The organism is Bacteroidota bacterium, from assembly GCA_035506275.1.
Taxonomy (GTDB): Bacteria; Bacteroidota; Ignavibacteria; order UBA10030; family UBA8401; genus JAGVPT01.
This window is the reverse complement of the sequence record DATJPT010000019.1, coordinates 155,208-173,415: the sequence shown is the minus strand read 5'-3', so window position 1 is coordinate 173,415 and position 18,208 is coordinate 155,208. Positions and strand designations below refer to the sequence as shown.

Annotated in this window: 18 protein-coding genes; 4 read left to right on the top strand and 14 right to left on the bottom strand. The window is 53.6% G+C overall.

The genetic code is table 11. The annotated features are described in order from the left end of the window. The first annotated feature begins 72 nt into the window (after positions 1–72). The 3 genes from kdpB (at position 73) to VMF88_14015 (ending at position 5,599) form a co-directional block, all read left to right on the top strand. Complete coding sequence (gene kdpB, locus VMF88_14025; GenBank protein ID HTY12174.1) at positions 73–2,121, top strand: potassium-transporting ATPase subunit KdpB; 2,049 nt, start codon at positions 73–75, stop codon at positions 2,119–2,121. 116 nt (positions 2,122–2,237) lie between these two features. After that, on the top strand, positions 2,238–4,910 hold the full coding sequence (locus VMF88_14020; protein ID HTY12173.1) for a sensor histidine kinase KdpD: 2,673 nt from the start codon (positions 2,238–2,240) through the stop codon (positions 4,908–4,910). Beyond that, complete coding sequence (locus VMF88_14015) at positions 4,907–5,599, top strand: response regulator (GenBank protein ID HTY12172.1); 693 nt, start codon at positions 4,907–4,909, stop codon at positions 5,597–5,599. The genes VMF88_14020 and VMF88_14015 overlap by 4 nt, the downstream gene beginning before the upstream one ends. 11 nt (positions 5,600–5,610) lie before the next feature. Here the strand turns inward: VMF88_14015 and VMF88_14010 are convergent, their stop codons facing one another. From VMF88_14010 to VMF88_13950, 13 genes are all read right to left on the bottom strand, one after another. Then, on the bottom strand, positions 5,611–6,711 hold the full coding sequence (locus VMF88_14010; GenBank protein ID HTY12171.1) for a PP2C family protein-serine/threonine phosphatase: 1,101 nt from the start codon (positions 6,709–6,711) through the stop codon (positions 5,611–5,613). A gap of 175 nt (positions 6,712–6,886) precedes the next feature. Then, on the bottom strand, positions 6,887–7,705 hold the full coding sequence (locus VMF88_14005; GenBank protein ID HTY12170.1) for an ABC transporter permease: 819 nt from the start codon (positions 7,703–7,705) through the stop codon (positions 6,887–6,889). A gap of 30 nt (positions 7,706–7,735) precedes the next feature. Further along, entirely contained in the window at positions 7,736–8,539 is an 804-nt protein-coding gene (gene modA, locus VMF88_14000) for a molybdate ABC transporter substrate-binding protein (protein ID HTY12169.1), read from the bottom strand. Positions 8,540–8,557: 18 nt separating this feature from the next. Beyond that, complete coding sequence (locus VMF88_13995) at positions 8,558–9,124, bottom strand: isoprenylcysteine carboxylmethyltransferase family protein (GenBank protein HTY12168.1); 567 nt, start codon at positions 9,122–9,124, stop codon at positions 8,558–8,560. Between the two features lie 245 nt (positions 9,125–9,369). Beyond that, positions 9,370–10,599 (bottom strand): TCR/Tet family MFS transporter, encoded by a 1,230-nt coding sequence (locus tag VMF88_13990; GenBank protein HTY12167.1) that lies wholly within the window; start codon positions 10,597–10,599, stop codon positions 9,370–9,372. Positions 10,600–10,663: 64 nt separating this feature from the next. Then, complete coding sequence (locus VMF88_13985) at positions 10,664–10,891, bottom strand: hypothetical protein (GenBank protein ID HTY12166.1); 228 nt, start codon at positions 10,889–10,891, stop codon at positions 10,664–10,666. 197 nt (positions 10,892–11,088) lie between these two features. Beyond that, entirely contained in the window at positions 11,089–11,298 is a 210-nt protein-coding gene (locus tag VMF88_13980; GenBank protein ID HTY12165.1) for a hypothetical protein, read from the bottom strand. 153 nt (positions 11,299–11,451) lie between these two features. Continuing rightward, positions 11,452–11,793 carry a cupin domain-containing protein gene (locus tag VMF88_13975; GenBank protein HTY12164.1) on the bottom strand — a complete coding sequence of 114 codons (342 nt, stop codon included), beginning with the start codon at positions 11,791–11,793 and terminating at the stop codon, positions 11,452–11,454. A 41-nt stretch (positions 11,794–11,834) separates the two neighbouring features. After that, a complete protein-coding gene (locus VMF88_13970) occupies positions 11,835–12,581 on the bottom strand; it encodes a c-type cytochrome (GenBank protein ID HTY12163.1) in 747 nt (248 codons plus the stop codon). A gap of 205 nt (positions 12,582–12,786) precedes the next feature. Beyond that, the gene (locus VMF88_13965; GenBank protein ID HTY12162.1) at positions 12,787–12,954 is read right to left on the bottom strand and encodes a hypothetical protein; all 168 of its coding nucleotides are present in this window, start codon (positions 12,952–12,954) and stop codon (positions 12,787–12,789) included. A gap of 148 nt (positions 12,955–13,102) precedes the next feature. Next, positions 13,103–13,435: a hypothetical protein gene (locus VMF88_13960; protein HTY12161.1), complete on the bottom strand. Its 333-nt coding sequence runs from the start codon at positions 13,433–13,435 to the stop codon at positions 13,103–13,105. Between the two features lie 310 nt (positions 13,436–13,745). Beyond that, a complete protein-coding gene (locus VMF88_13955; GenBank protein HTY12160.1) occupies positions 13,746–14,321 on the bottom strand; it encodes a YdeI/OmpD-associated family protein in 576 nt (191 codons plus the stop codon). A 352-nt stretch (positions 14,322–14,673) separates the two neighbouring features. Beyond that, on the bottom strand, positions 14,674–14,826 hold the full coding sequence (locus VMF88_13950; protein HTY12159.1) for a hypothetical protein: 153 nt from the start codon (positions 14,824–14,826) through the stop codon (positions 14,674–14,676). A gap of 241 nt (positions 14,827–15,067) precedes the next feature. On the opposite strand from VMF88_13950, the gene VMF88_13945 reads away from it, so the two are divergent. After that, on the top strand, positions 15,068–17,443 hold the full coding sequence (locus tag VMF88_13945) for a hypothetical protein (GenBank protein HTY12158.1): 2,376 nt from the start codon (positions 15,068–15,070) through the stop codon (positions 17,441–17,443). Here VMF88_13945 and VMF88_13940 read toward each other — a convergent pair. After that, the gene (locus VMF88_13940) at positions 17,359–18,204 is read right to left on the bottom strand and encodes a haloacid dehalogenase-like hydrolase (protein ID HTY12157.1); all 846 of its coding nucleotides are present in this window, start codon (positions 18,202–18,204) and stop codon (positions 17,359–17,361) included. The two genes, VMF88_13945 and VMF88_13940, sit on opposite strands and share 85 nt — an antisense overlap. Positions 18,205–18,208: the final 4 nt, after the last annotated feature.

The window sequence follows — 18,208 nt, the reverse complement described above, 5'->3', positions numbered from 1 at the left end:
GCTGCGAAAGAAGAAGGCAAAATGACGACGAGCTCGCTCCAGACGAAAAAACCTCTTGGTCTGACCGGCGAAATGTACCGCAGGGCGATCATAGATTCGTTGGTGAAGCTGAATCCGAGCGCCATGCTTCGCAACCCGGTCATGTTCGTGGTCGAGGTTGGAAGCGTCCTGACCACCGCTTTGTGGATTCAGGCAGTATTCGGCCAAGGTGAGGCTCCCGCATGGTATATCGGCAGCGTCTCCCTCTGGCTCTGGTTCACTGTGCTCTTCGCCAATTTTTCGGAGGCTCTCGCCGAAGGACGGGGAAAAGCCCAAGCGGAAGCACTTCGGCGTGCACGTCAGGAAACGAAGGCGAAGCGGCTGAAAAGTCCCAAACGGGGATCCGGCTTCGATATCGTGAACTCGACTCTTCTGCAGAGGGGGGATGTATTCCTCGTTGAAACCGGCGAGACCATTGCCGTCGACGGCGAGGTGATCGAAGGCATCGCATCGGTTGACGAAAGCGCAATCACGGGAGAAAGCGCGCCGGTGATCCGCGAATCGGGAGGTGATAGAAGCGCGGTGACGGGGGGAACCAGGGTCCTGTCCGATTGGCTCATCGTCCGCGCAACGACAGAAATCGGCGGAGGTTTTCTCGACCGGATGATCAAATTAATAGAAGGAGCAAAAAGGCAGAAAACTCCGAATGAGATCGCTCTGAATATTCTGCTCGCAGCCTTCACGATTATTTTCCTCATGGTCTGCGTGACGCTTCTCCCCTTTTCGCTTTTCAGCGTGCAAGCCGCAGGCCAGGGAACGCCGGTCACCGTCACCGTTCTCGTCGCTCTCCTTGTTTGTTTGATCCCGACGACCATCGGCGGGCTCCTTTCCGCAATCGGAATCGCGGGGATGGACAGAATGATCCGACACAACGTGATCGCCACCTCGGGGCGCGCAATCGAAGCTGCGGGGGACGTCGACGTGCTCCTGCTTGACAAGACCGGTACTGTCACGCTCGGAAATCGCATGGCAACGGAATTCACTCCGGCTCCCGGCATTTCCAAGGAACGTCTTGCCGATGCCGCCCAGCTTGCTTCACTCGCGGATGAAACCCCGGAAGGGCGATCGGTCGTCGTCCTCGCAAAAGAAAAGTACGCTCTCCGCGAACGGAACGTCAATGAAATCTCGGCGCACTTTGTCCCCTTCAGCGCGCAAACGCGCATGAGCGGTGCGGACATCCAGCCGGAAGGAAAGAACGGAAGAAGAATAATCCGCAAAGGGGCGGCGGAAGCGATGAAATCCTACATCGAGGAAGCGGGAGGCGTCTTTCCCTCCGCCGTGCAGCAATTGGTCCAGGATATCAGCCGTGCCGGCGCGACTCCTCTTGTTGTCGCAGAAAACAAAGAGGTGCTGGGCGTGATCCATCTGAAAGACATTGTTAAAGGAGGAATCAAGGAGCGTTTCGCGCATCTGCGGAAAATGGGAATCAAGACGGTGATGATCACCGGAGACAACCAGTTGACCGCAACTGCCATTGCCGCGGAGGCCGGAGTTGACGACTTCCTTGCGGAAGCAAAACCGGAAGATAAGTTGAAGCTCATCCGCGATTATCAAAAAGGGGGACGCCTCGTCGCGATGACGGGAGACGGCACGAACGATGCGCCGGCGCTCGCTCAGGCAGATGTCGCGGTTGCGATGAACACCGGCACGCAGTCTGCACGAGAAGCGGCGAACATGATCGACCTCGACAGCAATCCGACCAAGCTGCTGGAAATCGTCGAGATCGGCAAACAATTATTGATGACGCGCGGAACGCTGACGACGTTCAGCATCGCGAACGACGTCGCAAAATACTTCGCCATCATTCCTGCCGCGTTCGCAACGACGTACCCTGCGCTTAATGCGCTGAATATTATGCGGCTCGCAACGCCGGAAAGCGCGATCCTCTCCGCAGTCATTTTCAATGCACTCATTATCATCACCCTTATTCCACTCGCCTTAAAAGGAGTGAAATACCGCCCCGTCAGCGCTGTCCAGCTTCTGCGAAGACATTTGTTCATCTACGGCGTCGGCGGCATTATCGTCCCGTTTTTCGGGATCAAGCTGGTGGATATGATTCTCGTCGCCTTGAGGCTGACGTAATTACCGCAATACCAAAACGGTTCACCTTACGTACACACACAAATCCCGCCCGTTCGGAGACTCGTCTGGCGGGATTTGTGCTGTGAAACTCTGAAAAAGATTCAATATATTACGGTATGCCCCCGATCGATCAATCCCGCCCGGACCCCGATGCACTCCTTAACGTGCTGCGGAAAGAAGAGGAAAAAGCCTCAAAGGCGAAACTGAAAATTTTCTTCGGGATGTGCGCCGGGGTGGGGAAAACATACGACATGCTTGCAACCGCACATGCCGCCCTCGCAAATGGAGTCGACGTTGTCATCGGCATTGTCGAAACTCACAAGCGTGCGGAAACCGAAGCCCTTGTTGCCAATCTCCCCGCTGTTCCGCGGAAAAAAATCGAATACCACGGCTCCGTTATCGAAGAGATGGACCTTGACGCGATCCTTGCACGGAAACCGAAACTGGTCCTCGTCGACGAGCTCGCACACACCAATGCGCCGGGGAGCCGCCATCTGAAACGGTACCAGGATGTCCAGGAACTTCTCGACAACGGGATTGACGTTTACACGACGTTGAACGTCCAGCATCTAGAGAGCCGCGCCGATGCCGTCGCACAAATTACCGGTTCGCTTGTTCGGGAGACTGTTCCCGATTCGATCTTCGAGCGGGCCGACGATGTCGAAGTAATCGACCTTCCCCCTGATGAGTTATTGAAACGGCTGGAAGAAGGAAAGGTCTACACTCCCGAGCGGTCCCAGCAGGCGATCCAGAATTTTTTCCGCAAGGGGAACCTGACCGCGCTGCGCGAGATGTCCCTCCGGCTGACGGCGGAGCGCGTCGACCACCAGCTTCGCGACTACATGCGTACCGAGCGGATCACCGGCCCGTGGAAATCAGGGCAGCGGTTGATCGTCGGTATCAGCGCCAGCCCACATTCGGTATCGGTCCTCCGTTGGGCCCGCCGTCTGGCCTACACCATGAACGGAACGTGGGTCGCGGTCTGCGTGGAGACTTCGGCGCCGTTGCTCGAGAGCGACAAGGAGCAATTGTCCAAAAATATCGTCCTTGCGCGGAAGCTCGGAGCGGAGATCATCACTACATCGGACGACGATGTTGCAAGCGCGCTCATCCGGGTCGCACGGGAACAGAATGCAACTCAAATTCTTGTGGGAAAATCGAAGCGAAGCATGTTCTCCCGCTCGCAGCGATTGATCGAAGACCTCGTCGAAAAAAGCCACAACGTCGACGTCTACATTGTCGGTCAAGAGGACACGTCCTCCCAGGAAAAAAGAAAGACCTTCATCCCGAAAATTCAGTCGACTCCCACCCAATATCTTCTTGCACCCCTCATTGTGGTCGTGGTTGCGCTTGCCTGCTTCCCGTTTTCTCAGCTCATCGGTTACAGGACGGTCTCGATGATCGTCCTGCTGACGGTCTCGTTCCTTCCGCTGCAGATGGGCCCTGGACCGGTGCTTGTCGCCGCAACGACGGGGGCGATCGTATGGGATTTTTTCTTTATCCCGCCGATCTTTACGTTCTCCATAAGCCGGCTCGAAGACGTCATGATGCTCGGCGTCTATTTTATCGTGGCCCTGGTGACGGGAGTCCTTACTGCCCGTGTGCGGGCCAGAGGGCAGGCCGTTCGTCAGCGGGAAGAGCGGACCGCCGCGCTTTTTTCCCTGACCAACGACCTCTCATCGGCACATTCGCAGGAAGAGGTGATCCGGGCGGCGGTTTCAAACATCAAGAAATATTTTAACGCCGACGTCGTCATCATTTTGGGTGAAGCGGACGGAGAGATCTCAAGCCGTCCTCACGAAGCCAGCTCGTTTGCCGTCGACGCGAAGGAATTCGGCGTCGCTTCGTGGACATATTGGAATGAGAAAAAAGCCGGAAAATACACCGACACGCTTCCGTCCGCCGAGGCAACGTATTTCCCGATTTCCGGCCCGCGGTATCCGCTCGGCGTCATCGGTGTCCGGCTGCCAAAGGACGAGAAACTCACGACCGACCAGGAGACATCGCTCGACAATTTCATCGCTCAAATTGCGTCGGCCATGGAGCGGGAACTATTGAACGACGTCAACAAGAAATCGATCGTTGTCGCCGAATCAGAAAGGTTGTATAAGATCCTCTTCAATTCGATCTCGCACGAACTGCGCACGCCGATCGCCGCGATCATGGGAGCCTCGGAAAACTTGATGAAGAATTCTGCCGCGCAGGATCACACGTCGACGAACGAACATACGAAAGAAATCCATATCGCTGCCGAGCGTCTCAACCGGCTGGTGGCCAACCTTCTCGACATGTCGCGGCTTGAGTCCGGGATGATCCAGCCGAAAATGGATTGGTGCGACATTCACGATCTCATCAACGCGGCGGTCAAAGGGCTGGACAGGGAGCTTTCCCGCCACACTGTCATTATCGAAGTACAGGCTGAAATGCCTCTTGTCAGACTGGACTTCGGCTTGATCGAACAAGCGCTGACGAACCTGGTCCACAACGCCGCCGTGCACACGCAGGAAGGCAGCTCCATCACGATCGAAGCCAAGGTCGTCGAAAAAGAATGCATCTTTGTCGTTGCGGACAACGGATCCGGATTGGCGAAGGACGACCTCCCCAAAGTGTTCGAAAAATTCTATCGGGCTGAGGGGATGAAAAGCGGCGGCTCGGGCCTCGGCCTGACCATTGCAAAAGGCTTCGCCGAAGCGCATAAAGGGACGCTGACCGCGAGAAACCGTCCCTCCGGGGGAGCAGAGTTCACACTACGAATTCCCACGAACATCGGATCATCTCCACAGCCGTGAGCACAAAACCTGTTGTCCTCGTCATCGACGACGAGATTCAAATCCGCCGCCTTATTGAGCTGACGCTCGAACCGCAGAACTACGCTCTCAAGTTTGCCCTGACGGGGAATGAAGGAATGAGGATGGCCGGAACGGAACGCCCGGAGCTCATCATTCTCGATTTGGGACTCCCCGACATCGAAGGGTTGAGCGTACTTAAATCCATCCGGGAATGGGCGACGATACCGATCATCATCCTCTCCGTCCGCAATGCGGAGTCCGACATCGTCGGGTGCTTGACGGCGGGGGCGGACGATTATCTGGTGAAGCCGTTCCGCACGGGCGAGCTGCTCGCGCGCGTCCGGACCGCTCTCCGCCATCGCACGGCGCTTCCCGAGGAAGAAGTATTCAGCCTCGACACGCTGAGCGTGAACCTCTCGGCACGCGTGGTGAGAAAAGGGAGCGACGTCCTCAAGCTGACGGCAACGGAATATTCGCTCCTCGCCCTTTTCGTGAAGAACGCAGGGAAGGTATTGACCCATCGTTTCATCCTCGAACAGGTCTGGGGGCCCTCGTATGTCGACGAGACGCAGTACACCCGAATCTACGTCGGTCAGCTTCGAAAAAAAATTGAAGACGATCCTTCAAAGCCGAAGATGATTCTGACTGAGTCGGGCATCGGATACAGGCTTAGGACCGAGGAAGGGTAGGCGGTCTGCTGTCAGACACGCTTGAGAATGACCAATGAAATGTCGTCGTTGGGGGGCGCATCCTTCACAAAATAATCCACTTCGCCGAGCAGCGTTCTGCCGATCTCTTCGGCGGAGCGATCTCTCAATGCCGGAAGTCGTCTCATTAACCGTTCTGTCCCGAAGAATTCCCCCCACTCGCTGCTTGCTTCGGTGAGCCCGTCGGAATAGACGAGGAAAACATCGCCCGGCTGCAGATCAGCTTGCCGCTCTGTGTAATTGGTCGAATCCATCAGGCCGAGGGCGGGTTCGCCCTTCGACATTTCCTGCAAACCGGCTGCCGTGAGCACAATCGGCGGCAGATGTCCCGCGTTGACAAACCGCACCGCTCCCGAGTTCGAAGAAATTTCCGCATAGACCAACGAGGCAAAGCTGTTCGGAAGTCCGTCACGGTGCACAATGGCGTTTAACTTCGTGATGAGTTTTCCTATCGAATCATAATCCGGGGCGAGCGCTTCCAGAATGGCCTGAAGTTTGGCCATGATAAGCGCCGCCTGCAGTCCTTTCCCCGAGACGTCGGCCAGAGCGACGCCGTACCTGTTTTCGCCGTGGCTGAGAAAGTCTATTAGGTCGCCCCCGACTTCGTTTGCCGGCCTTGAGTAGATCCACAGCCGCCAACCGGGAACTGCCGGACTGAGTTCCGGCATCAACGCCTGCTGTACTTTCTTCCCGGCGCCGAGCTCGTCGCGTGCAAGGAGTTTATCCTTCAGCTCAAGCATGAGGATCAACAGGATGAATGCACCGCCGATGAGACGAAAATCCGAGATCTCAACATGCTTGTTGGAGATGATGATGACCGGACTCCACACAAGCAGAACGATCCCGACTACAAGAACGAGCCGGCGGAACGGCGTAAGCCGCATGAGCATGCTCTTGAGAAGCCACCAATTGAGATACAGCCACCGCTTGAGCTGCGGCATTTCGTTGAGGCGCTTTTTCTTCTCCTCATCGATATAGAACTCTTTTAAGCCGCGAAATTCCTTGCGGAAAGTATTCCAATGCCCTCCGCGGCTGAAATCCTCACGAAGTGTGTCCCGTAACCGCGGTTCCGATTGATTTGTTTCAGCGCTCATGATGATACTCTACCGGTTTTGCTTTCTTTACCTTTATTACGTCATTTGCCGTCAAAAGTTATACGGTCCATCTATGCAGCCGCATGATATACTCAAATAAAAGCGGAACGACGGATCCCGATCAAAAAGAGCCCTTTCCCAAAATTTGCACCTCCGTGCCTTCGAGTCGCTGCATTCAAAAACCGCTGAGACGCTGACCGAGGATCCCTTTCACAATGGCTAGTACGAGAAAAGAAATTGCAAGCAGCAGTATCGCTAGAACAAGGGCGATGTGGAGATCGATCTCGAATCCCATATAGATCGCCAAAGGCATCGTCTGCGTCCGTCCGGGGAAATTTCCCGCGAAAATTATCGTTGCGCCAAATTCCCCGAGCGCGCGCGCCCATGTCATCACGATGCCGCCGGCGATCGCCGGCAAAGAAAGTGGGACAACGATCGTTCCGAAAATTTGAGGGCGCGAAGCTCCGTCGACGGCGGCAGCTTGCTCAAGCTCGCGGTTCACGCTAGCAAAACCCGCCGCGGCCGATTTAATATACAGCGGCGAAGCAACGAACAACTGAGCCAGCACGACTGCGGCTTCGGTGAAAGGAATTTCCAATCCGCCAAAGAGCCCGCTTATTAAACTGCGGCGGCCGAAAGCGATCAGCAGCGCGACCCCCGCCACCGACGGGGGGAGAACGATCGGCATATCGATCAGGGCATCAAGCAGAGTTCGTCCCGCAAATTTCCTTCGAGCGAGCAGATAGGCGACCGGTGTGCCGAGAAGCAGCGTCAGCAATACTGTTACAATCGTCGTCGACATGCTCAGCCGAATCGCCTGAACGACCTGCTGTTCCCGCAGCGCATCCACCATCTCCGATGCCGAGACCCTGAAAATAATTCCAACCAAAGGGAGCAAAAGAAAGAGGAGAAGCGGGGCGCTCGCTGCCGCAATCTGCCATCGAAGGCGATCCTTGCCGGGAGATATTTTATGGGGGAGAGAAGATGGCTTCATAAAGGAGGAACATTCCGGTTGAGCATAAGATCATTTGACTCTGAGAAAACCGAATCGAGTTAAGATGCTTTGTCCCTCATCGGACAGAATAAATTGCACAAATCTCCGAGAGCGCTCCCGGGACGGTGCAGTCCGCATGAGGCATATCGGATACTCAGCAACGACGTTCAACGGTTCCGGTATCTCGATTGTGCCGACTTTTTCCCGTGCATCACGGCTCACGTCGGAGGTATAGACAATTCCCGCATCACCTTCGCCAAGAACAATCTTGCTCAAAACGGCTTTTACATTTTCCTCGTAAGAAACGACGTTTTGAAGGACGTTCTGCTTGAATGTAGAATCAAAACCGGGCCGTTTAATGCATTTTTCGAGAACCTCAACCGAGTATTCACCCGCCGGAACAGTTTTATCCGCGAGAATAATTTTGAGATGGGGCCTGCCCAAATCGGACAATGTATGAATTCCCGCCTCATTCTCTTTTGGAAAAACGACGACAAGCGTATTATGCGCAAAAACTCTGACAGACGCTGAATCGACCCTTCCAGTGTTCAGCGCGTCATTCATCTGTCTCATGTTTGCGGAGGCAAAGATGTCAACTGCCGCTCCTTCTGCGATCTGCTGGACCAGCTGTTGCGACCCAGCAAAATTGAACGTTATTTCCTCTCCCGGATTTTCAGATCTGTATTTTTCGGCCATCGCCGCAAACACCTCATTGAGAGACGCCGCAGCAAAGATTGTTATCCCGTTGCCTCTCGCATCCTGAGCAACAACTTTATGCTGAATCGAAACGACCAGCAGTGCGATGAAGAGGGGCGAAAAAAACTTTTGAATCATGCTTCTGCGTCCGACCAACTAATAGAGAAACGGTATCAACCTTTTGACTCGCAACGAATATTCAGGAAACTCGGCGAAATGCTCCTGCAAGAGCAACTCTTCCTCGTCTATTTTCTTCAATAAAGAAAAAAGGACGAGAACGACACCCAACAATCCCCTTAGTTCTCCGGTCGTCATTGCCGATCCTGTCAGTGAAACCAACGATCCGAGATAGATCGGATTGCGGACAATATTGTACGGTCCGTTTCTGATCAGTTCATGATCTTTCTTGATGGCTGCCGGGCCGCTCCAATTCTTTCCCAGTGTCTTTCGAGACCAGATGGAAAAGGAAATCCCCGCTGCGCACAACACTATTCCAACGCCCCCAAATAGATCGTTCTGCGGCACTATGCGAATGGCAAGCAAACCAAAAGAAAGATAAGGAATATATATCAATGCAAACGCAATGTAGATTGCGGCTAACGCGAATGTCCGGACAAACGATCGCTTTTGGTGAACGGTTTCCTTATTCCCTCCGGAATGTAACCCCCAAAAGACTTCCGACACAAGCCAGAAACAAAGAGTGGTAATTTGATAGCGTGTCATGATTAATAAGTAAATTCACCGATCGAAAAGTAGGGGTTCCAATGAGGAGAGTCAAGCGGACAGCCTCTGGCTCCCGTCACCTTGATCAAGGCATCGATGGAAAGCATCGGAGCGGTATTGACCTTCCTTCGTATCCGCCCACAATAAAAATGCAGACCCTTCTCCCCTAAATCAAAAAGCCGATCACGCTGCGATACGGTCGGCTCCTTTTTTTGAGTATGACATTCTGCATCTTTACCCAATGATTAGGCTGTCTCTCCCTGTACTTTCCAAGCGATGACAAAGGCCGTCATCAACATCAATACCGCAACCAAGAATGGAGCGCCGGGGAGATGCAATTCGCTGTGCGTTCCAATGAAGCTTGCAAAGGTGAATGTAAAAATTCCGGGACCGATCACACCGGTCACTCCCATAATGCTGTTATTCGCTCCCTGGAGTTGCCCCTGTTGCGACGGCTGAACATGCCTCGTCATGAGTCCCTGCGAAGACGGCCCGTACAATCCCATCATTGAAAATACCGGTATGCCGAGCCAGAAGATAATTCCGGACGAGGCTAGACCGTAGATCGCGAAACCGCACATCCCGAACAACAACCCGGCAAGAAGGGCACGCCTCTCACCGAAGTCTGCGACGACGCGCTTCACGACTCCTCCCTGCACGAGCATGCCGCACACTCCAACGATCGCCAGCGTGATGCCAACGAGTTCCTCATTCCATCCGTACCGAAAACCTGCATAGAGGACGAAGACGCTCGGCAGCACTTGATGGGCGAGATAAAAGAACCCGTTGACGGTGGCAAGTCGGAACAGCTCCGGGTGAGAGCGGAGGAGCTGCAGCGAGCCGAGGGGATTGGCGCGCTTCCAGGAAAATTTCTCCCGGTGCTCGACGCTCAACGATTCCGGAAGGATGAACAATCCATACATCGCGTTCAGCAATGTCAGCCCGGCCGCGACCCAGAACGGCAGCCGGGTGTCGATACCGCCAAGGATGCCGCCAAGAGCCGGGCCCAAAACGAACCCGAGCCCCCATGCAGCGCCGATCATTCCAAATCCGGCGGCGCGCTTTTCCGGAGGCGTAACGTCGGCAATGTAAGCGCCGGCCGCGGTAAAACTCGCCCCGGTGATGCCCGATATGATCCGCCCGATAAACAACAGCCACAGCGTCGGAGCGGAGGCCATGAAGATATAGTCGATGCCGAGCCCAAAACATGAAATAAGGATCACCCGGCGCCGCCCGTATTGATCGGACAGCGCGCCGAGCACGGGTGAAAAAATAAATTGCATCAGCGCCCAGACGGTGCCGAAGAGCCCGAACATTTCCGCTGCACGCGCCGTGTCCCCGCCAAGAAAGATCTCGACGAGTTTCGGCAGAACGGGAATGATAATGCCGAGCGCGAGAACGTCGAGCACAACGGTGACAAAAATGAACGCTGTCGCCGCAGGGCGGGAAGAGGATGAAGGGATCGGGTCATTCATTCTGAACACACTATAGAACTTAGGGCTTGAACAATCGAGGATCCTGCGAGCTCACACTGATCTTCTACTTGACCGTATCTCCCGGCAATCCCGTCATCGCATGAAGCTCAAAGGCGAAATGTCCGGCTTCAACGGCGGGGTCGCTTTTCACAAGGCGCTCGACTTTGGCTTTGTCGGACGATAGAAATAATTCGATGGTCCGGATCTCGCAGTTCTCTCGCGTTCCGAAGACCACGGAAGCTTTCCCTTCGGCACGGAGCTGGCACAGGTGCTCGAAATGCCTAACGCGCATTCCCTCGGCTCCGTCCTTATCCGTAATGAACTTTTTCCCTTTTGTAAGGATCGCGGCAACGTAAGGTTTTCCAGCAGAAAGTTCCTTCTTGATTTGCTCTTACATCACTGCCATACTCTTCCCTCAATCAATATCCCGTGATGGTTATTTACCCAACAGTGCGTCAAGATTGAAAAAATACCTTGCCCAGACCTTCATCAATTGGCCGGAAGTATAAATTCCATCATCGTGAGAAAACCAGACGTCTTCATGACGTCGGAAAGATCGATCCTTTTTGCATTTCCTTCCGACACAAAGAAAAACGTCTGCGTCGGCGGCATCGGCATTCCGCTTTGCGCTTCGATGACCAACCTCTCGTTCGGCTGATATTCGGTCACTTTCATCAGCAGCTGTTTTGTACGGAACAAGTGAACCTCCTCGACAAATGTGGTCCCGACTTTTGTTGGTCCGCTTGCCTGGCTGATCCCCGGTACGTCATTTCGCCACCGGAGGATGAGTTACGGCGGAATGTTTGAACGCGATCGTGATCGATTCTTCGTCCTGAAAGCGGGGAGTTGCCACTACACCGTCACCCGGTCTCCGTGGCTCGGCGGCGCCGACACCACCAAAAAGTCGAAGTCGCGGGTCGATTCGTTCCTGAACTGGTGAGGGGTCCGGGAAGGAACAGACAGCCCTTCTCCGGCATGCAGCGTCACTCGCTTCTCTCCCGTCTCGATCGTCGCTTCACCGGAGAGGACATAAAAAAATTGCTCCGATACATTATGGAAGTGACGGACTTCACTTCTGCCGCCCGGTACCTTTTCCTGAATAACGCTCAAGCCCGGCATCTTTGCCAAATGCCAGCCATCGCATCCTTCCCCCCACTTATAATGCTCGGCAGTTTTGAGATTCACAGCTTCCATCTGAGATTCTTTCAAAGGTGGAACTGATATAATGGACGTTGTTACTTTTTGTTTTGAAGCCTCTCGAGCCTTCCCTTTGCCATCCAGTTGTTTGGGTCAAGCTTGAGTGCCTGTTTATAGTTCTCGATCGCTTCCTGAGACTTCCCTTCTCCTTCGTAGAGACCTGCAAGGCGGACGTATGAAAAAGGAAATGCAGGATACAGTTCGATATTCAGCTTTAACACCTGAATGGCGGCGGTGGTTTTTGCCGTATCGTCCGAAATAAGTTCCGCCAGACGCACCAGCGTTCCTTCCTTAAAATTATAGGTGAAACCTCCGTAATACTGGTCCCGCAGGGTATGGTACTGCTTGATGGTCGAGTCGATGCCGAAGCGGTCGAACGTCCGCTTGAGTTTATCCTCCAAGAGGATCGGCTTGTTGCTCCCCCGATGACACGTCATGCATGAAACGCGAAGCGGCGAATTGCTCTCAACGTGCAGCTCGGCGAGATACACATCGTTGATGTTGTTCATCATGCGGATCATCGTGCGGGCTTCGTTCTTTTCCGGCTTCGCGTCGGAGACAAAGTCATACTGGCTGAAATCTTTTCCCTCTTCCCCTACATGGCAGAAGGTGCAGCGAACGCCGAGGCCGGCGGTAAAACCGAACATCGTTCTCTGCAAATCTCTTGCGGACGTGCTCTTCGGAAGAACGGTAAGATGCTTAGCCGTGTCAGGCCATTCCCAACGTTGAGCAAAAAGGGGGACTGCGGACAATAATAGAATGCATGCGAAAAGAAATCTTTTCATACGATCCTTTCCAATAGATGAGATTAAAAATGTGAAGTGAAGATTTTCGACTGGCAGCACATCGACCGCCGAATTACGGCAATAACTCCGGCGATGTGGACTAAACATCTGTAAAATACGATATAAACAAAACTATTGCAATATCGGGGGGGCGGGCTACGTTGATCGGGCATCAAAGAGCCCAAAAAGTCGAGGGGGTCAAACTTCAGACTACCGTCTCTTTCATTCTGAAGGGAGCGCCGCTTTTGCGCGACGAAGCGAGCGCTCCTTCGAAGCATCCCTTTGAAGGATTGCAGGTCGATGCAAGAGAACAACACGTCGATTCTTCAAACAACAGCACGTGCAGGCGCGGCGGTGCAGAGTTATGGATCATAACTCCCGACAAAGAATCACGGGATTCAACAGGACAGAGCCACAATTATCACCAGGATTCAACAGTACACATTCAAAAACTCCCTGGTCAAATCACGACATTCCCCGATATGGAGATGATCGAGCATGGTCGAAGAGACTGTGAAATGTTACCGTACGCGAGGGTGTTCCCGCTCCCAGCGCCCTTCAAAAAAGACCCATTCATTGTTCCGACGCTCCCAATGCCCCGCAACCCACACAGAGTGCGGACGGGGGGGATGCATCCATCGGCCGGCAACCCACACATAATGGTGACGGCGCGGCGCCCAGCGATAGTAACCGGGGACCCATACGACCTCTCCCGAGGGCCTTACAATGACTCTCTCCGCCGGTGGAGCTGGAGGACCGATGTTGATTCCTACTCCGACATGAAGCTGTGCGAAAACAGGGACTGCGATGGCAAGCGCTCCCGCCAGAATTGCGGCTTTCAAAAATGTTTTCATGGACTGTTCCCTTACTGTGAGAAGAACGATGATCTGCTATTGGAACAAGCTGACTGATAGACACATTCTTTTGCAGCCGAGTTTAATCCCGATCCTTTTCGCCAGGTGAGCAAAATCACAGGGCCACGCTCTCGCCGCGAGACCTGGCCTCAACCCATCAATCCGGATGGACGAAATACCATTGTTGCTATCGTCTGTTCATCGGATCCTCAGGTGCAATTCCTATTACACTCCCCGGCTGCCCATTCAGCCAACGCCCAAACGCTCGCCGCTGCATGCGACGTCAGGCAGTACAGAGGAGAAAAAATTACTACCGGACCATCCCAAATTTTTTATTCTGAGCGGTCATCTTGATGAAATAACGGAGGCGCTGTTGAAATACATCGGGCCTTCGCCTGACTCCGTCAATCCAGCCGATGCGTATACGCTTGTACGACACCGAAAATCCCTGGAAATTCCTCCACACAACTGGGTCGGACTTAAGCACGCGAAGAATGTCTTTGGGAAGAGTAAATTCTTTTAATGCTGTTTTGCCCGAGAGCTTCCTTTCCATGTGATGACGGATGCTCTCCAAACCGTAACGCGTCATCTTTTTCGCTTTGATGAGCCGGCGAACGCGTTCTTTGTTCAATTCGGAAAGGGGGCTTCCCTTTCTTCGCGGAGTAAACCGCTGCACCCAGCTTTCAGCATCGCGCGGTTTTACAATGCTGTCGATCCATCCGTAACACAACGCCTCTTCGACAGCGTCGTTATACGGTATCCGCTTTTTTCCGCTCTCTTTTTTGAAATAGATCAGCCAAATATCTTGGGCGGTCTTGTGATTTTTCGACAACCATGACCGCCAGCGCTTCCTGTCCGGCGCGTATAAAGTCTTTCCGACATCCATTCATGAAAAGTAGGGGTTGGTGGAAAGATAATCAAGGGAGAAAACATGAGACGGAATCCAGAAGGCAGCAATCAATGTGACGATAACCCTGCGGGTCGGGTGTAATAAAAAAGCCAACCGTACGTTACATACGATTGGCTTTCGTCCGTCCCTTCAGCCAACCACTCCTTCCGATCCGGACACATCTTAACTACAAAGGGATACCGGCTCCTGTATTTAACTGAACAAACACTCCGCGGGAAAAATTTCAAAAATCACTGACCGCGGTTCTGCCGCTCCATAACAAGCAGGCACCGCAGCGTATTTATGGGACACGGTGGAGGAGAATAAAGTTTAATAGACTGCAGGTTTTTTATGCGGCAAAGAAGCGGAAGACGGCGCCGTAGATGAGCATTACAGCGGAAAGCACCCCCATCCATGTATAAAATTCGCGGTCACTGATCGGTTTCAATTCCTCTTCGATCCCCTCCGACGTTGCGAAAATCTCACGGACCAACCAAAACATAAAAGGCTCCTCTATTTGTTTTTTTCGAAGTATCATGGCTTCTCCCAAAGTAAGATGCCCTAATACAACCTGTTTCTCGCCTGAAAAATACAAATGGACAGTTAGCTTGATATTAGACTTACTTTAAGGAATTGTTAAATCTTTCAGAATCATTCAATTACCTCAATCCTCGCTTGAATCACGGCCAAACTGAATCTATATTCAAATGCACGATTAACGCCCGATATCTTAGTCCGACCTGATGAATCTTAATTCTTATATATTGGAACAGGCGCTCCGGCGGCTTCAGCTGCCGGAAAGTTCCATCAAACAATTTCAGCTAGCTGGAAAATTCAGCGACGTCGAAGGAAAAGGCTTTCCAAAAGAACTCTTTTTGCTGAGCACGCCGGTGATCGTCAGGGGACTCCTGAATTTCGCCGTGTTGCAGATGAGGAGCGATTGGCTCTACCCTTTCTGGGTGCATAAACAACTGGACCCGAAAAGCGAAAGCTATATCCCCAGGGCGCAAAACCCCCTCTTGGTCAACATCACCCACCGCAACTGGACGATGGTCGGCACCCTGAATGGATTTCATGAAGCGATCGTCGACCCGACAGGTCTAGCCACCCCACTTCCCCGCGAATGGTCGATCGACACTTGGCTGGTGGTAGAGGATAAGGTCTTTTTCCCTTCCAGGACCGGCGGCGGAGAGCAGACGACCGAGACGATGTTTCCGTGCATCACCACTCGATTTTCCGTGAACGGCATCGGTTTGACGCTCGAACATTTTGCCGCCCCCACAAACCATGGCTTCGACGTGCTCTTTGCGAAATCTTCGGTGACGAACAGCAGCGGGAAAAGAAAATCGGGAGCGCTGTGCATTGCGATCCGTCCGTTCAATCCGGAAGGAGTTGCATTGATCTCTTCTATCGAATTCAAGCATCCCCGCATTGCCCATGTCAATAAATCTGCCGGGATCGTGTTTGCTGAAACGCCCGATAGAATTTTCTGCTCGTCGCTGCAGAACGGCGACCTTGCCCGTCACCTCGAGCAGCGAACGATAGCGATGCTTGCCGAGGGATCGACGGCATCGTCCCATTGCGACCGCGGACTGGCACATGCGGTTGCGGCATTCACGTTTGATCTTGCCCCCGGAGAGGAACGATCGGTCCATTACAGCGCTGCGCTGGAAGATGAGGTGGCGATCCGTCGGCGGGGGACAAAACAGACCTGGCGCGTCTCGTTCGAGAAGCGGAAAGCTGATCAGCAGACGAAATGGGAAAAAGAGCTTTCTACGGGAGCGCAGTTTGAATTTGCGGACAAAAAGCTTCAGGCGATGTTCGAGGCGAGCAGGCTTGCGCTCGTAGAACTCAGCGACGCCGATTTCATATCGCCGGGACCGTTTCTCTATCACCATTTCTGGTACAGAGATGCGACACCGATGATCCGCGCTCTCGACGTTCTCGGTTTTTACAAACGATCCCGGCAAGTGATCGATGCATTTCCGGAACGGCTGACGTCCGACGGTTTCTTCCGCGGTCCCGACGGCGAATGGGACTCGAACGGCGCAGTGCTTTGGACCGTTCACCAGCACTTCCTCCTCAACCGGCAGCATCTCTGGCTGAAGAACTGGTATCCTTACCTTAAACGAGCCGCACAGTGGATCGTGCGAAAACGGAAGCAGGCCGGAAACGGATTGATACCCGCAAGCCTCAGCGCGGAACATCTTGGAACCGTCGATCAATATTACTGGGATACTTTCTGGTCGCTCGGCGGGCTTAAAGCGTTCGTGAAAATAGCCGCGACGCTGGGAATGAGATCGGATGAACAGATCTTTGACGAAGAAGTTCGGGCATTTGAAGAGAGCATCATGCAGTCGCTGCTGCACGTGGAGCGGCGCGTCGGCGAAAAAATAATTCCGGCGACGCCGGACCGCAGCTTCGACGAAAGCGCCGTCGGTTCGATCTCGAGCATGTATCCTCTGGAAATATTCGACGGCAGGCTGCACCACCTGACGAATACCTTGCGAAGACTCGAGGCGGAGTATGTGGATGACAAGGGCTTTTTTCACCCGATCATCCACTCCGGATACAACGCCTACCTCACCCTTCAGATTGCGCACTCTTTTTTCATTTTAGGAGATGTGGCGAAAGCATGGGAGGTTGCCGACACTGTTTTCAAACAAGCCGTCCCCCCCTATTCGCTCCCCGAAGCGATCCATCCGAGAACCGGAGGGGGCGTGATGGGGGATGGCCATCATGGATGGGCGGCGGCGGAAATAGTGCTTTTCCTGCGAAGCTGCATGGTGAAGGAAGAAAACGGAGTGATCTCTTTGTTCAAGGGGAACGCGAACAGGCTGATCCAAAAAGGGAAGAATATCAGGATGAAAAACGTCCCGACATCGTTCGGCGTCATTTCCTGTTCGCTGTTGTTCAACGATGAGGGGAGCGCTGTGATCCACTTTGAAGGGAATTTCGGCGGCGACCCGCTGCCGGCGGCGATCGAGATCCATCTGCCGTTCGCGGTCAAGAACGTCGCGGCGTCCTCCCCCGATCACATTTCTGCAAAGACCGTCGATGAAACGACATCGCTGGTGCGCTGTTCCCCCAAAGTCCGCACCCTCTTCATCAAACTATAATTTCGGGGGCGTTGAACAAAGCAGAAACGCTGCGGCTGTCCGAGCTGTTCCTTCATCGCTTTGAACTCAGAACGATTTTTTCCCACCCACAGTGAAAGGCCGGCCGGGTCGGTCAACGAAAGCATTTCCATGTCGTTGATGGAGTCGGTCGCGGTTACAAGGGGCGCCGACATGCCAATGTGCTTATGATAGACATCCTTCTTCCCAGCACCGATCGGATACGGTTTGATGAGAGTCGCTGAAAGGCGGCCGCCGACAATTTTTGCCTCGATTCCAAATGAACATTCGGGGGGAATCCCGAAAAATTCCTCGGCAGCGACACGCACCGAAATACGGTTGCTGGCGGAAATAACGTAGATAGTGTATCTGAGCTTACGAAGCTGCGCAAGGAGCTTTTTCATACCGGGATGGGGCTTTGGAGCGGGTATCTGCGCCTTTCCGTATTTGACGATCGAGCCGGGGCTTTTAAGAACCTTCATCGTGACCTCTTCGACTTCATGGACCGTCAATCCGGCCATCGATTCGACAACCAGGCGGTACGCCGCCGAGATATCGCGGCGGAGAAACGACTGATATTCTTCCCACGTGCATTTCAATGGATGCCCGTCCGCCAGCAGCTGGACAAATACCGCTTCGCCGATATCGCCGACAAGAAGGGTGTTATCGAGGTCGAAGAGGGCGGTCTTTGTCCGCCCCTCTGCAAGCTTATTCGCGCGGTTTTCCAGCAGCTCGAGCTGATATTTGAGATGTACGGGGAGCATAGAA

Excerpts from the sequence above, each read along its gene's own strand:
- kdpB (HTY12174.1), top strand. The coding sequence starts at position 73 with ATGTACCGCAGGGCGATCATAGATTCGTTGGTGAAGCTGAATCCGAGC.
- VMF88_13995 (HTY12168.1), bottom strand. The coding sequence starts at position 9,124 with ATGACACGCTATCAAATTACCACTCTTTGTTTCTGGCTTGTGTCGGAA.
- modA (HTY12169.1), bottom strand. The coding sequence starts at position 8,539 with ATGATTCAAAAGTTTTTTTCGCCCCTCTTCATCGCACTGCTGGTCGTT.
- VMF88_13940 (HTY12157.1), bottom strand. The coding sequence starts at position 18,204 with ATGCTCCCCGTACATCTCAAATATCAGCTCGAGCTGCTGGAAAACCGC.
- VMF88_14010 (HTY12171.1), bottom strand. The coding sequence starts at position 6,711 with ATGAGCGCTGAAACAAATCAATCGGAACCGCGGTTACGGGACACACTT.
- VMF88_13990 (HTY12167.1), bottom strand. The coding sequence starts at position 10,599 with ATGAATGACCCGATCCCTTCATCCTCTTCCCGCCCTGCGGCGACAGCG.
- VMF88_14005 (HTY12170.1), bottom strand. The coding sequence starts at position 7,705 with ATGAAGCCATCTTCTCTCCCCCATAAAATATCTCCCGGCAAGGATCGC.
- VMF88_13985 (HTY12166.1), bottom strand. The coding sequence starts at position 10,891 with ATGCGCGTTAGGCATTTCGAGCACCTGTGCCAGCTCCGTGCCGAAGGG.
- VMF88_13975 (HTY12164.1), bottom strand. The coding sequence starts at position 11,793 with ATGGAAGCTGTGAATCTCAAAACTGCCGAGCATTATAAGTGGGGGGAA.
- VMF88_13950 (HTY12159.1), bottom strand. The coding sequence starts at position 14,826 with ATGTTTTGGTTGGTCCGTGAGATTTTCGCAACGTCGGAGGGGATCGAA.
- VMF88_13960 (HTY12161.1), bottom strand. The coding sequence starts at position 13,435 with ATGAAAACATTTTTGAAAGCCGCAATTCTGGCGGGAGCGCTTGCCATC.
- VMF88_14020 (HTY12173.1), top strand. The coding sequence starts at position 2,238 with ATGCCCCCGATCGATCAATCCCGCCCGGACCCCGATGCACTCCTTAAC.
- VMF88_13965 (HTY12162.1), bottom strand. The coding sequence starts at position 12,954 with ATGATCCATAACTCTGCACCGCCGCGCCTGCACGTGCTGTTGTTTGAA.
- VMF88_13970 (HTY12163.1), bottom strand. The coding sequence starts at position 12,581 with ATGAAAAGATTTCTTTTCGCATGCATTCTATTATTGTCCGCAGTCCCC.
- VMF88_13955 (HTY12160.1), bottom strand. The coding sequence starts at position 14,321 with ATGGATGTCGGAAAGACTTTATACGCGCCGGACAGGAAGCGCTGGCGG.
- VMF88_13945 (HTY12158.1), top strand. The coding sequence starts at position 15,068 with ATGAATCTTAATTCTTATATATTGGAACAGGCGCTCCGGCGGCTTCAG.